13 protein-coding genes are annotated in these 14,296 nt (G+C 42.5%); 7 read left to right on the forward strand and 6 right to left on the reverse strand.

What is annotated here, in order from left to right; all coding sequences use genetic code 11:
* Positions 1–2: 2 nt before the first annotated feature.
* Positions 3–467: a hypothetical protein gene (locus LKX84_RS06000; protein WP_228236229.1), complete on the forward strand. Its 465-nt coding sequence runs from the start codon at positions 3–5 to the stop codon at positions 465–467.
* Between the two features lie 128 nt (positions 468–595).
* Positions 596–1,159: a hypothetical protein gene (locus LKX84_RS06005; protein WP_228236230.1), complete on the forward strand. Its 564-nt coding sequence runs from the start codon at positions 596–598 to the stop codon at positions 1,157–1,159.
* Here the strand turns inward: LKX84_RS06005 and LKX84_RS06010 are convergent.
* Complete coding sequence (locus LKX84_RS06010) at positions 1,156–2,685, reverse strand: GH3 auxin-responsive promoter family protein (protein ID WP_228236231.1); 1,530 nt, start codon at positions 2,683–2,685, stop codon at positions 1,156–1,158. The two genes, LKX84_RS06005 and LKX84_RS06010, sit on opposite strands and share 4 nt — an antisense overlap.
* A gap of 277 nt (positions 2,686–2,962) precedes the next feature.
* Here LKX84_RS06010 and LKX84_RS06015 point away from each other — a divergent pair, with 277 nt between their 5' ends.
* Entirely contained in the window at positions 2,963–3,190 is a 228-nt protein-coding gene (locus LKX84_RS06015) for a hypothetical protein (RefSeq protein WP_228236232.1), read from the forward strand.
* A gap of 452 nt (positions 3,191–3,642) precedes the next feature.
* Here the strand turns inward: LKX84_RS06015 and LKX84_RS06020 are convergent, their stop codons facing one another.
* Together LKX84_RS06020 and LKX84_RS06025 are read right to left on the reverse strand one after the other, a co-directional pair.
* Positions 3,643–5,457 carry a pyruvate kinase gene (locus LKX84_RS06020; RefSeq protein WP_228236233.1) on the reverse strand — a complete coding sequence of 605 codons (1,815 nt, stop codon included), beginning with the start codon at positions 5,455–5,457 and terminating at the stop codon, positions 3,643–3,645.
* A gap of 71 nt (positions 5,458–5,528) precedes the next feature.
* Positions 5,529–7,073, reverse strand: a complete 1,545-nt coding sequence (locus LKX84_RS06025) for a glycoside hydrolase family 32 protein (RefSeq protein ID WP_228236234.1) — start codon at positions 7,071–7,073, stop codon at positions 5,529–5,531.
* A 168-nt stretch (positions 7,074–7,241) separates the two neighbouring features.
* On the opposite strand from LKX84_RS06025, the gene LKX84_RS06030 reads away from it, so the two are divergent.
* The 3 genes from LKX84_RS06030 to arsM are packed head-to-tail and all read left to right on the forward strand — an operon-like array spanning position 7,242 to position 9,630.
* Complete coding sequence (locus tag LKX84_RS06030) at positions 7,242–7,856, forward strand: TIGR04282 family arsenosugar biosynthesis glycosyltransferase (protein ID WP_228236235.1); 615 nt, start codon at positions 7,242–7,244, stop codon at positions 7,854–7,856.
* Entirely contained in the window at positions 7,853–8,668 is an 816-nt protein-coding gene (locus tag LKX84_RS06035) for a purine-nucleoside phosphorylase (protein WP_228236236.1), read from the forward strand. Before LKX84_RS06030 ends, LKX84_RS06035 begins: the two co-directional genes overlap by 4 nt.
* Positions 8,665–9,630, forward strand: a complete 966-nt coding sequence (arsM, locus tag LKX84_RS06040) for an arsenosugar biosynthesis arsenite methyltransferase ArsM (RefSeq protein ID WP_228236237.1) — start codon at positions 8,665–8,667, stop codon at positions 9,628–9,630. Before LKX84_RS06035 ends, arsM begins: the two co-directional genes overlap by 4 nt.
* Here the strand turns inward: arsM and LKX84_RS06045 are convergent, their stop codons facing one another.
* The 3 genes from LKX84_RS06045 to LKX84_RS06055 form a co-directional block, all read right to left on the reverse strand.
* The gene (locus LKX84_RS06045) at positions 9,631–10,659 is read right to left on the reverse strand and encodes an N-acetylmuramoyl-L-alanine amidase (protein ID WP_228236238.1); all 1,029 of its coding nucleotides are present in this window, start codon (positions 10,657–10,659) and stop codon (positions 9,631–9,633) included. It lies immediately after the preceding gene.
* Entirely contained in the window at positions 10,660–11,598 is a 939-nt protein-coding gene (locus tag LKX84_RS06050; RefSeq protein WP_228236239.1) for a hypothetical protein, read from the reverse strand.
* A gap of 101 nt (positions 11,599–11,699) precedes the next feature.
* Complete coding sequence (locus LKX84_RS06055; RefSeq protein ID WP_228236240.1) at positions 11,700–12,713, reverse strand: glycoside hydrolase family 113; 1,014 nt, start codon at positions 12,711–12,713, stop codon at positions 11,700–11,702.
* A 130-nt stretch (positions 12,714–12,843) separates the two neighbouring features.
* On the opposite strand from LKX84_RS06055, the gene LKX84_RS06060 reads away from it, so the two are divergent.
* A complete protein-coding gene (locus LKX84_RS06060; RefSeq protein WP_228236241.1) occupies positions 12,844–14,193 on the forward strand; it encodes an NAD(P)/FAD-dependent oxidoreductase in 1,350 nt (449 codons plus the stop codon).
* The last annotated feature ends 103 nt before the right edge of the window (positions 14,194–14,296 follow it).

Here is a 14,296-nt window from a genome sequence, read left to right on the forward strand (position 1 = left end):
TCATGAAAAATATCTTTATCATTCTTTTTTTAATGGGAGCCACAGCGATGAGCGCCCAGAGTATAGCCAAAAACGCCCTGGGTATCCGTGTTGGGGACAATGACGGTTTCGGCGGGGAAATCTCCTATCAACGGTACTTAAAAGAAAACAACAGATTGGAATTTGACCTCGGTTGGAGGGATTCAAATAACGTGGATGCCTTTAAATTGGTAGGTCTTTATCAGTGGGTAATGCCAATTGACGGAGGATTCCATTGGTATGTGGGTGCCGGTGGTGGTGTAGGTTCCTTTGATGCCGGTGACAACGATGGCGCCTTTGCCTTGGTTGCCGGTGACTTGGGTATTGAATACGATTTTGACATTCCATTGGTGATCTCCCTGGATATGAGGCCGGAGCTCGGGTTTAACGATAGTTACTCAGACGATCTGGACCTCGATATTGCCTTGGGTATCCGATACCAGTTTTAAAAATAAACACTAACACCTTAAAAAGGGGGACAACCATAGGTTTCCCCTTTTTTTACCTATTAGTTTTGAGAAAAAGACTTAAACAATTATTACTGTTCATAACAGGTTTATCGATCATATCACAATTTGTGTCACATCCCCATAAAAAAATACCGAAAAGCATAGAAAAAGAGGTTCGGATTGCCTTGATGCACTATCCTGAACTGAAAGATATTCCTATTGAATTCAAGTTCAAGAAGAACATAAAAAAGTCGGTGATGCAGGCACAACCTACCTTTGGGGCATTGTTCCGATCCAAGGACAAGCGGGATTACACCATCTTGATCAGTGAAAAGTTCAAGATAACCGGGGAAGAATTTAAAACTGTTGACGTTCCTTCGGATGTTTTGGTGGGATGGCTGGGTCACGAAATGGGACACATCATGGATTATCAACACAGAAGTGGGCTCAACCTCATCGGGTTTGGGTTTAGATATGTTCTTTTGAAGGAATTTGTAAAAAAAGCCGAACGTGCCGCGGATTCCTTTGCGGTAACCCACGGTATGTCCGACTATATTTTGAAGACCAAACGATTCATTTTGGACAATTCTGACATTCATCCCACCTACAAGGAACGGATCAAGCAATATTACTTATCACCGGACGAAATCTTGGAAATGGTTGAAGAAATGGATTCGACCAAAAACGGTTAGCTTTCCATTTCCTGGGCCACAAAGGCTTCCCATTCTTCAAACTTTTCCTCACCCATTACCCTTTCCATTTTTACTTGACCTCCCTTTTTCTTGTTGGCCCCGCTCCATTCGGCAAATACTTCTTGGGACACAAAAGAAACCTTAACCCCTTCCAAAGCTTTGGATCGGGCCACCTTGTAATTTTTGTTGGCCTGTTTTAAAAAGGAATCGAGGATTTCGGCCGTTTTGGTAGTGTCCTTGGATTCGTCTGATCCCAAATACCAGGAATGATAGAACCCATCATCAAAACGTTTGGCGCAAAGGGTATATTCCGGAATCTTGATATCCAGTTCTTCTTCCAGATGCTTCACGGCATCGTTCAACTTGTTCACGGACAATTGGGACCCAACGGTATTCAAAAAGAATTTGGTCCTACCCGTTATTTTGATTTCGGCCTTTTCCACATTTGTAAAGGCAATGGTGTCGCCGATTTCATACCTCCAAGCTCCTGATACGGTGGAAATGATCAACACATAATCCTCATCCTCTTGCACTTGACCCAAGGTGAGGGATGGTGCATTTTCAACCAAAGATCCATCTTCATTGATGTATTCGGGTTTAAAGGGCACAAATTCAAAATAGATTCCATTATCCGTGATCAAGGTCATGGCGTTAGTATCTGGCCTGCTCTGAAAAGCCATAAAACCTTCCGAAGCCAAATAGGTATCTATGATTTGAATGGGTTTGCCCAAAAGGGCATTAAAACTCTTTTCATAGGGATCAAAAGCCACCCCGCCGGAGGTGTACACTTGCAAATTGGGCCAAATTTCATGGATGTGCCCCACATTATGGTATTCAATGACCTTTTTCAACATCAGTTCCATCCACGAAGGAATACCGCTCAGTGCGCCAATGTCCCAATTTTTGGCTTCCTTGGCAATGGTGAGCACACGCTCGTCCCAATCGTCTATTTTGGCGATCTCATCCCCCGGCTTGTAATATTTTTTGAACCAAAAAGGGATGTTGCTGGCACTAATTCCGCTAATTTCCCCTTCTTTATGCCCTTTTCGCTCGCGTAGATCGGTGGAACTGCCCAACATCATAATTTCCTTTTCGAAAAAATCGGCGGGCATATCAAAATTGCTCAAGGCCAATATTTGCTTGATCCCGGCACTTTTGATGGAGGACAACATATCTTCGGTCACGGGGATTCTTTTCGACTTTTTACCCGTAGTCCCTGAACTCAGTGCAAAAAAATCGGGACTGCCGGGCCAAGTCACATCAGCTTCGCCATTTAAAGTACGTGACCACCATTCCTCGGAAATTTTGTTGTAATCAAAATAAGGCACCTTTTCGGCATAAGCTTTTGCGATGTTCTCCGATTCCAATATACTACGGAATTGATAGTGCTCCCCAAAATGGGTATCCTTGGCTTTTTCCAAAAGATCTTGAAGTACTTTTTTCTGTTCTTCAATGGGATTACGCTCCTTGCTCAAGGTATCCCTCGCTTCAATAAATCCTTTTATAATGTTTCCAATAATTGCCATATCGAAAGTTTTTAAATTGTATAAACCGAAACTACCGATGGATTTTTTGAAGGCTTTCCTCAATTCATTTTAAGGTTGACTTAAATCATTCAAAACAGAAAATTTTAAACCTGAACAGGCTAAAAGGAAACGGTTATACCGCCATTTTAACATTTTATAAAGTATTGAATTTTAAACTCTTAATGTTTTCATAAATATGAAAATCTGATGGTTCCATAGCTAGAAAATATAATGGCATGAACTATATTTAACGGACGGAGCATAACTTTAAACGAAAATGACACAAGAGTTACTAGCACACGCCGCGGAGTTTGAAAACAGACCCATGAGCCACATGTCTACCAGTGACAGGGTAGAAGCCTCCAGAGAGGCCAAAAAACTCATTCTTTCCATAAACGAGATCTACAAAAAGACCAAGGACTCCAAATTAATGGAGGTAATGAAAAGCCTGACCGAAAAAAAGCGTAAAATAGAAAAGCGCTTGAACGGGACACCGTTGGTTTAGACCTTTCACTTATCCCATTCATTACCAAAGCTTTATATTCTGGATTAAAATCGAAACTTACCCAATTTTTAAGTGTTTGATTTACAATTTATTGGAGATGCTTTTCAGTAAAAAACCGCTCTTTTGGCGGTTTTTCCATTTACAAAGCATTTTTTACCAATTATGTTCTTATTCCTGCAACGAATAAAATTGTAATTTGTAGGGAAAGTGTTTTGACTAATTTCGAAGAGCAATTAACTCAGAAGAAAAGCTAACACTCAATAAAATGAACACTATAGAAGCAAAATTAGGATACCTCTTTTGGTATTTTGCCATTGCACTTTCCGTTTATTCCCTCATTAGCAGTCTTTACAATTATATTTTTTGAGCTTACCTAAACACTAACCTTAAGAAATTCCTGTAGTTATTAATGTCTCTATTAAGGCACCTTCCTAGGTGCCTTTTCCTTTTAATCACCATTCCATTTTGGGCAACATGACTTCTTTTTTATCATGGGAGTTTTCCATGTTCACCAACACCTCATCCAAAAAGGAAATGGCTTTATGTATATGAGGCCCTTTGTTCAACATAACGCATTCTGCTTGTACCGAAGAGGTAATATCGGTAATCTCGGACCGGGAAGGTATTCCTTTTTTGGCCAAACTTTCCAAAACCTGGGTGGCCCAAACCACAGGAATATGGGCCGCACTGCAAAAGGACAGGATTCCTTCCTGCACCATGGCCATATTTTTCCAACCTACTTCCAATGCCAAATCGCCACGGGCAATCATCACCCCTATTTTCTTGGCCTGCATGGCGGTGATCAAAATGCCGACCAAATTTTTGTAGGCCATTTGCGTCTCGATCTTCAAAATAAGACCGAGGGAATCCTTTACGCCGAGCTTTTCCATTTCCTGTAAAAGTTCCCGAACGTCATCTTCCGTATTTACAAAGGAGAAGTTTACGATATCGGCATGCTGGGCCACAAATCTTAAATCTTCCTTGTCCTTTTCAGTCAATCCGGAAATACCCAAATCGATGGTCGGCACATTGATGCCCTTTTCCGATTTTAATTTTGAACCTTTGGCATCAGCCCTTGTAATTTCCACCTTGAACCATTCAGGATGGGTTTCCACCACAATCCCTTCAATCTTCCCGTCATCAAATAGAATAGGTGCGCCAACTTGCATGCGTTGAACCATTTCTGGGGGACTACAACCAATTCTTGCTGGCTCCTTTAGATTTCCTTCTTTATCAAAAAGGGGCAAAACCGCTTGGTCCCAATGGGAACCGACCAAAAGAAAATCGCCTTCCCGAAGCAACACATGCTGCTCCATACCCGGAAGTTTCCCAACGGTTCCTGTTTTTAATTTTTTCCTGGATGGTTTTAACGTGGTACCCGTTGCCAAGGTGATGGATTTAGGACTCAGTAAAAGGACATAATCATCATCAATTTGCACTACTTTGATTTTTCTTGATCTTCCACTAGCATCCTTTAGTTTGATGTCATCCCCAACACGAAGACTCTCCATCCATTGTTTATCCACAGGAATTTCATTGGATTTTAGTTCCCTATCCCCTTCCGCAACCAATTTGATGAATGCCATTCCCTTTTCTCCATGGGCGCTCTTTAAGGATTTGATTTTCTTGATTTTCGGACCTTCGGGGATTACTCCTGTCCTGATTTTGGGCCCTGCAAGGTCCATGGCAATGGTCACTTTAGTGGCACACTCATGCTCTGCTTTACGAATGTTTTCAATGATTGATTTCCAAACTTTCGAACCATCATGGGCACAATTGATCCGGGCACAGTCCATCCCATTTTTCACCATGCCCAAAACTAGGTGATAGTCGGTGGCCGCTTCCGAAGGTTGGGTTACCATGATGCGAACCCTCCTATCTTTTATAGGTGCTCCAAAAATCTTGTCGGTGTGTTTGTGCAACATTTTCTTTCCCTCACCAATGGATAAATAGTTGGCATCGGCAGTATCTGATGGTTTGGATCTCAGTCCGTCCACCATGGATTTTAAATTCACCAAACTTCCCAAAATATTTCCTTCGGCATTTGCCAAACGGGTTAAGCCCAACTGTTTCAAGGATTTTTGCATTCCCCGCACATCTAGACTTCGAAAGGCTGCATAATGCATCAGATTTTGAGCGCTTGTGACATATCTAGGGCACACCAAGGTGGTTTTAGAATGAATCTCCTCATCCTGTTCCCTGACCAAATGAATGACCTCCTCCAATTGGACGGCCAAATGATCAAGTTGTTCCTGGGTGGCAGGCATGGAAATAACTTTTCCTAAAGATCGGAAGGAAGTAGTTCAAAAAAACTGACAATGGTCAGACCCCAATCCAATTACCAAATAGATTCCATTTTTTTGATACTTTCTACCGTTACATTGGCTTCAGGATCCTTATTTTGAATGGTGATGGAATTATAAGGCTCGTTCGGGAAAATTTGTTCCGTCATTACCAACAAACCATCGTTGATAAATACCTCAATGGAAGATTGATCCAACAGAATTTTCAACTCCAAATCATCACCATCTAAAAGTTGTAGGGGCGCAATATGGATTTTGTTTCCAAAATCCTCTTGAAAATCTACTTTTCCAGATTTTCTTCGATCCAAAATAAACTGATTGTTATCGGCGTCCAAGGTCAAAACCAAAGTCTCTCCCAAGGCATTCTTAAAATTGATACTAAAATCTTTTGATGTGGTTTTTAGTTGGGTCACGGATTGATTCATCCCCTCAATAGTTTTTGTAGTCGTTTCACTTGGACCCACAATCCATGTTTTGGAAAGTTCCGAGGAGGCCAAACCATCTATTCCACTTATAGGGTAATTGGTCAAATAATACTCCAATCCGATTTTTTTGAGTTTCAATTTTCTTGGAACGGTCATGGAGCTTCGCCATTTTTCCGTTGGTGTATCCCTGGCATAAGTCCAATTGCTCATCCATCCAATAAAAATTCGATCACCGTTAGGCTCATTATTATAAGTAACCCCAGCATAGTTATCGGTACCGTAATCTACCCATTTGGGTTCCTTTTGATCAGTGGTAAAGGTTTCACCATCAAAATTTCCAATAAAATATTGGGTGCCACTGCCTCCATTGGGCGCTCCTGGGTTTATACTGATGAGCAATACCCATTTGGACTCCGTCTCTCCCTCCACCCGTAACGGAAAAAGGTCTGGACATTCCCAAACACCACCATGAGCTCCATATTCCTTTCCAAATTGCCCTGCTAATGTCCAATCCTTAAGGTTGGGCGAGGTATAAAATTGGGCGTGGTCCCCTGCCACTAAAGTCAAAATCCATTTTTTGGATGCTTCATGCCAAGTAACCTTGGGATCCCTAAAATCCTTGATGCCTTCATTGCCGATAACGGGGTTGCCCTCATATTTGGTCCAGGTTTCGCCGTTATCCAGACTGTAAGCGATCCCTTGTGTTTGAAAATCAGTTCTACCAGCTTTTTCCCCATCCATGTTGTGATACGTAAAAATAGCCACCAAAGGTGTTTCCCCATTTGTGGCAAACCCAGAAGTGTTTTGTTTGTCCACAACGGCACTTCCTGAAAAAATCAATCCATGCTCGTCCGGATATAAGGCAATGGGTTTGTGTTCCCAGTGGACCAAATCCTTGCTCACGGCGTGTCCCCAGTGCATAGGTCCCCAAACGGTATCGTCAGGATAATATTGATAGAACAAGTGGTACACCCCATCATGGTAGACCATGCCATTGGGGTCGTTCATCCAATTTGCTTCTGGGGAAAAATGAAACTGTGGTCGGTAAGGTTCTGAATAATACTCGGGTTCTTGGGCAGTTTCAACTTCCGTTTGCTTTTCCTTGCAACCCAAAACCAATAGGACCAAGGCCCAAAAAAAGTACAACTTGTTCATCAATGTGCATTTGGTTGAAGATAATCATTTTATGCGGACAGAAAGTATCCTCTCCACTTTTGGAAGAAGGTTAACATTAAATAAAGCAAACATCAATTGGCCATCGAAACAGAAAAATCTACCTATCTTTAAACTGCATTTTGCAATCTCTTTCTAAATTCAAATGTGTTGAGCAAAAGCCTTCTTTTGATCCTTACGCGAAACCCCGAACTTGGTAAATGCAAGACCCGATTGGCCGCTACGGTCGGGGATTCCGCTGCGCTAGAAATCTATAAGTTTCTCTTGAACCACACGGTTTCACTGACCAAAGGTTTAAGCGTGGGTAAATGGGTCTTTTATTCGGAGGAGATTTGGAAAGATGATATTTGGGACAACCACATCTATCAAAAAAAAATACAGGTGGGCAAAAATCTTGGGGAACGGATGTTGAATGCTTTCAAGGAAGGTTTTCAGGCTGGGTTCGACCAAGTCATCATTATTGGAAGTGATATGTACCACTTGACCCAGAAGGATCTTGAAGAAGCCTTTCACCAGTTGAAAAATCATGATTATGTGGTAGGCCCAGCGGAAGATGGCGGATATTACCTATTGGGTATGAGGCAATTGAATGAAAAATTGTTTCAGAACAAAACGTGGGGAACGGAAACGGTACTTGCATCGACATTACATGATTTAGATGGAGCCAACATTGCCCTTTTGGACGAACGAAACGATGTGGATTATTACGAAGACATCAAAGATATTGGGGTGTTTCAGCCCTTTTTAAAACATATAAAAACATGACGCAGGAACAATTAGAAGAATCTGTTGAATATTTGAAAAAACGGGGATTCGAAACCCCAGAAATAGGCATTGTGTTGGGCACAGGCCTAGGCCAATTGATCGATCATATCGAAAATCCAATCGAGGCCCATTACAACCATATCCCGCACTTTCCATTGGCCACGGTGGAGTTCCACACCGGTAAATTGATCTTCGGGATCATCGAGGGCAAAAAGACCGTGGTGATGCAGGGTCGTTTCCATTTGTACGAAGGGTACGATTTTGTGGACATTACCTACCCCATCCGGGTCATGCATTTGTTGGGCATCAAAAAACTGTTCATTTCCAATGCGGCAGGTGCCATTAACCTCAACTTTAAAAAAGGGGACATCATGCTGATCGAGGACCATATCAATCTGCAAGGTGGGTCTCCTTTGGCATTCCGCAACGTATCCGAGTTCGGCAATCGGTTTGTGGATATGAGTGAACCTTATGATGTGGACATGTGCAAAAAGATCCATGCCATTGCCACAAGGGAGAAGGTTTCCATCCAAAAGGGAGTTTATGCCTCTGTGGTAGGACCTCAACTAGAAACCAAGGCGGAATATCGGATGTTGAAAATTTTAGGTGCAGATGCCGTAGGAATGAGTACGGTACCCGAAGTAATTGTTGCCAATCATTTACGACTACCTGTTGTAGCGGTATCTGTTATGACGGATGAATGCGACCCGGATAACCTGGAACCTGTTAATATTCAGGAGATTCTGGACATAGCAGCCAAAGCAGAACCCAAAATGATCAAATTATTCAGAGAACTAATCAAGGAGATATGAGCTATTTAGATGCTACCCAAGACCTTTACAAAGAAGCAGCCCTCACCCCAGATGTTGGGCTTTGTTGTACCACTACACCCGTTTGGCAATTCCCAGGATTGTCCATTCCCAAGATCATGCAAGAAATGAACTATGGGTGCGGAAGTACGGTTTCGGCCCAAGATTTGGTCAACAATCCCAAAATTCTCTATGTGGGTGTTGGCGGAGGCATGGAACTGCTTCAATTTGCCTATTTCTCTAGACAAAAAGGAGGGGTAACTGGTGTAGATACTGTGGATGAAATGTTGGAGGCTTCAAAAAAGAACTTCAAAATAGCAGAAGAAGAAAACGATTGGTTCCAAAGTGATTTTGTGAACTTGGTAAAGGGTGATGCACTAAACCTTCCTGTTGAGAATGAAAGTATTGATGTGGCTGCACAGAACTGCCTTTTCAATATCTTTAAAATGGAAGACCTTAAAAAAGCCGTTGGTGAAATGTACCGCGTACTGAAACCCCACGGGCGATTGGTGATGAGCGATCCCATTTGCGAACAGCCGATGAACGATACCCTCCGAAATGATGATAGGTTGCGCGCTCAATGTTTAAGTGGCAGTATTCCGTTGAAAGATTATGTGAAGGTGCTTACTGATGCAGGATTTGGGACCATCGAAATAAGAGGTAGAAGATCGTACCGTGTTTTATCTCCCAACCATTACCCTACAGATGAACTCATCCATATTGAATCTATAGAAATTGCTGCCATTAAAGATCCCATGCCTGCGGATGGCCCTTGCATGTTCACGGGCAAAACAGCTATTTATTATGGGAACGAGGAATATTTTGACGATAAGAAAGGGCACGTACTTTTACAGAATCAACCTTTAGCAGTTTGTGACAAAACGGCGGCCGCTTTAGCCAAAGAATCGGATGAAATCCATGTAAGCGAAAGTACCTGGCACTATAATGGCGGGGGTTGTTGCTAATTATTTGGCAGTAAAATCTTTGGAAGATTCATAGTCCAAAAGGATTCCTTCTGAAATCCATTTTGCTAAGGCCTGTCTGTTATCCGGATCCAAAATACGGCGTTGGTCGAGCTTGCTTCGGATGTTCCCTATTTCAATATAGGCCATGGCCGGAAGGGTATTTTTCACCAAGTAAAGGCCACTACGCTCCATAAAAGTGCCGCTGTACACCCTATTCGGTTGAAATTTCTTGTATTTCGCCAAAAACGTTTGGTGTATGCTTTCGGCCAATCGTTGACCGTTTTTGCTTTTTTCGTGATGGTAAAAGAACACATCGATATTGGTTCCTTTACTACGACTATCCACATGAGTCACTAAAAGACGTTGGTATTTTCCCTTGTTCTTTAAGTATAAGTCGTTAACAGCTTCGGTGCGTTGTTTTAGTCGTGCCAACTGCCCAAGTGGAATGGCATTGGAAAGTACGGTTTCATCTGTATCGAGTTCCAGAACACGTTGATCACGGATTCCATCATTTTCATCCTGAACAATGATATGTACCTCAGCACCATGCGACATCAACTCACGCGCCAGGCGCAAGGTCACGTCATAGGCGTACTCATCCTCGGCAATCAGTTTGTCTTCATATTTTTCAACGGCTCCCGGATCGGGACCACCGTGACCTGAGATTAGATAGTAGACCGTGTCATCCAAACGGTTGCTAACGGAATCAATTTTGGCGAAATCCTTACCGAAAATAGGATATGAAATCCCCGTATCTGTTTCTTCGACCTTTTTTAAGGCCAAGGTATCCGGCAATATATATGAATGGCCCACGTATAGGGATTCGCTTTCACCCAATCGTTCGGAATTGAGCTCCACAAACCTGTTGTAATATTTGGTGGGACTGACATTGTATCGGCGCAGTAAAGAATAAATGCCATCGCCTTTTTCGGCCACCACACTGGACAAAGATTTTTGTGCCCCAACGAAAATGGGGAACAACAACATACATATCAATAGAAATGAAAAGGGGTTCTTTTGGTCTATCATTTAATTTTCAATTTCCAGGTCCACGAAGTCGTTTATGATCCCGTTGCTGATCCAACCTGCAAATTTCTTCTTGTCAGGACGGACCGCAATTTTATCATTCGATTCCTTGGAGGTGTTCTCCAGTGTCAGCAAACTAATGGCTGGCAGCATATTTTTTGCCAAATATAAGCTGTTCTGGTCTTCAAAAATCATATTGACATCTTTATACGATTTATTGGAAATACTGTTCTTCCTAAAAACGTTCTTGATATTCTCGGCAAATCGCTGTCCTTGTTCACTTTTGTTGTAGTGATACACGGCAACATCCATATTGGTCTTTTCAGTTACATCATTGGCACGAATGATGAGTGCTCGTTGGTATTTGCCGCTGTTTTGAAGGTATCGTTTGTTGATCACTTCAACATACTTGCCCATTCGTTGGTTTTCTGTTAGCATGATACTGTCTGAAACCTCCGTTCCCGGCATTTCTTTTCCCAAGATGTATACTTTGGCCCCATTCACCATAAGATCGGCGGCCAGACTTTGTGCAACCTCTTTCACAAAGCTGTCATCCGCATTTTTATTGGAATCCACAATGAGGTAATACACCGCATCCTTGAGTTTTTCGCTCTTTAGGTTCATTTGGGCCAGTTCCTTGTCAAAAATAGGAGTCTCGGTACCTTCAGTGGGTTTGACCAATACACCCGTTTTTTTAAAGGAATCCGGAGATTGCGGAATTTTGTATTCCACCCCGACCTTCAAATAACTGCCATCCTTGATCTGGTCGGCATTTAACGTCACAAATTCCTCATAATGTTTAGCGGGATCTAGCCCTTGTTTCCGAAGCATGGAAAATATCCCATCCCCTTGTTCGGCCACGACTTTGTAATACGGTTGTTCCTGGGCAAAAATTGCAAAGCACGCCCAAGCCCAAATAATGAGAGTTGATACTGATTTCATTACTGTAATTTTTAGGGGAAGGGGTGTACTACAAAGATGGCGAAAAAAGAGAAACCATGGCCCCAGGATCGCAAAAAAATTCGTGCAATCCCATTCAATACTTAAAGGTTGTATCTATGAAGCTTGGCATACTGCTTCCTAATTACGGATTCTGCTGGTTTGTTTTGGGGTGTAAACCGATTGTCGGCCAACCCCCCTACTTTATCATGGTGCATGAACCATTTCCAAACAAATCCGCCCGCGAACCAGTCCTCGTCCCAAAATTCCTCAAAAAGCACTTGCGTGGCATCGGCTTGGGCCTGTAGGTTCACCTTTTCCTCGTTCCGTTCCACCAACCAGGGTTTTTTGCCCGCATAGTCCATGCTTCTGTAACCAAACTCCGTGAACAACATAGGTTTTTTTACTTCCAAGGCAAGTTCCTTCAGTTTGGTTTTCCAGGGTTGCCATCCTTCCCGCATGGTCTGCATGGTAGGGTTTTGACGCTCGCAAATAGGAAAATAAGCATTTACCCCTATAAAATCGAGCTTGTTCCAAAATGGTGTTTTGGCATATTCGTCCCAATTGGCAGCATAGGTAATTTTACCTTTGTAAACTTTCCTGACCTCAGTAATAAGACGGTTCCAGTATTCGGGACGGTTCTTCACAAAGGAAGCGAGTTCAGTACCGATACAAAGAATTTCGGTATTGGTCTCTTGGGCCAATTCGGCATACAACAAAATAAACTTGGAATAGGAATCTTCGAGGTTCTCCCACTCGGCTTCACTTTGCATGGTCAGGTTTCCCGTGAATTCCCCATGGCGAATCCAAATTTGAGGCTTCATCATAGTGTGCACCCCATTTTTGTGCAACATTTCTATATACTGTTTTGCCCCAATCCTTGTTTCCCCGAACCATTGCCGCTCAGAGTTGAAAATCAATTCGGAAGAGTCGGCCTCGGGAATAAACCCGAAGGGCATAATGGCCGCATAATTGGCATGGATGTCCAAAACGGGATTTACATGGATCTGTGCCACTTCATCCCCAGAACTCACAAAACTTACCCCATTCACCTTGTCCTCCACGTTGTTTTTACAGGAGAGGGAAATCAGCAAAACAAGCATTATCAATTTCTTCATAGCCAATAAAATACTCTTCTAAAATACATTTTTATACAAAGTGTTGCTCCTTAAAATCATACTAATTTATTGAGATTGTGTTAAGTTCCATAATTTTAGTACGACTCAAGTTTTTAAACAGACCAAACCCATGGAACACATCGTCATTATCGGAAATGGGATTGCCGGCGTAACCGCTGCCAGACATATCCGTAAACTTTCCGATAAAAAGATCACCATCATCTCTTCGGAAACCCAATACTTTTTTTCCAGGACCGCTTTGATGTATGTGTATATGGGCCACATGAAATTTGAGCATACCCAGCCTTACGAAAATCATTTTTGGAAAAAGAACCGCATTGATCTGATCCAAGGTTTAGTAACCCAAATCAACACCGCCGACAAAAGCGTTTTGTTGGAAGACGGCCAATCTATTCCTTACAACAAACTCATTATTGCCACTGGATCCAAACCGAATAAATTTGGTTGGCCCGGCCAAGAGTTGGAAGGCGTTCAAGGGCTTTATTCCAAACAAGACCTTGACCTTTTGGAAAAAAATGCCCCGAACAACACCTTTTGCAAACGGGCAGTGATTGTTGGGGGTGGATTGATTGGTATTGAACTGGCTGAAATGCTTCGGACACGCAACATTCCTGTAACCTTTTTGGTTCGTGAAAACAGTTTTTGGAACGGTGTACTGCCCAGCGGGGAATCCCAAATGATCAATGAACATATTCTGGAACACCATATCGACCTTCGGTTGAATGCAACTTTAAAAGAAATTGTGGCCGATGAAAACGGAAGGGTAAAATCGGTGGTCTTGGCCGAAACCGGTGAAGAAATTCCATGTAATTCGGTGGGATTGACGGCTGGTGTGACGCCAAATATCGATTTCTTAAAAGATTCGGGCATAGCATTGGGCCGTGGTGTTAAAGTGAACCGATTCTTGGAAACCAACATTACAGATGTGTATGCCATTGGCGATTGCGCGGAGCAACACCAAGCCATTGGCAACCGTAGACCTGTGGAAGCCGTTTGGTACACGGGCCGTATGATGGGCGAAACTTTGGCCCAGACCATTTGTGGCAACAAAAAGGAGTATAATCCAGGACATTGGTTCAACTCTGCCAAGTTTTTGGACATTGAATACCAGACCTACGGATGGGTTTTCCCTGAAAAGAAGAAAAAGGAGAACGAAACCCATTTTCATTGGAGGCATACCAGAGAAAAAAATTGCATCACCATAGCTTTTGATCGAGATTCCAAACAACTGTTGGGCATCAATACCTTTGGTATCCGTTTGCGTCATCAGGTCATTGACCAATGGCTCAACGAGAAAAGGGATATCGATTTTGTGATGGCCCATCTAGCCGATGCGAATTTCGACCCAGAATTTTACAGGACCTACGAGAACGATATTATTTCCAAATTCAATGCCGATTTTGGGAAATCCATCAAACCGAAAAAGAAAAGCCTTAAAAGAATCTTCCAATTAGGTTGATTGGTTTTGGGCTTAAGGTCAATGGTCAATCGATAGCTTAAATGACAGCAATAGAAAAATTTGAAAGTGTAGAAGTTTTCGAGTTGACCAAAAAGATGGATCA

The organism is Allomuricauda sp. M10 (assembly GCF_020782875.1).
Lineage (GTDB): Bacteria > Bacteroidota > Bacteroidia > Flavobacteriales > Flavobacteriaceae > Flagellimonas.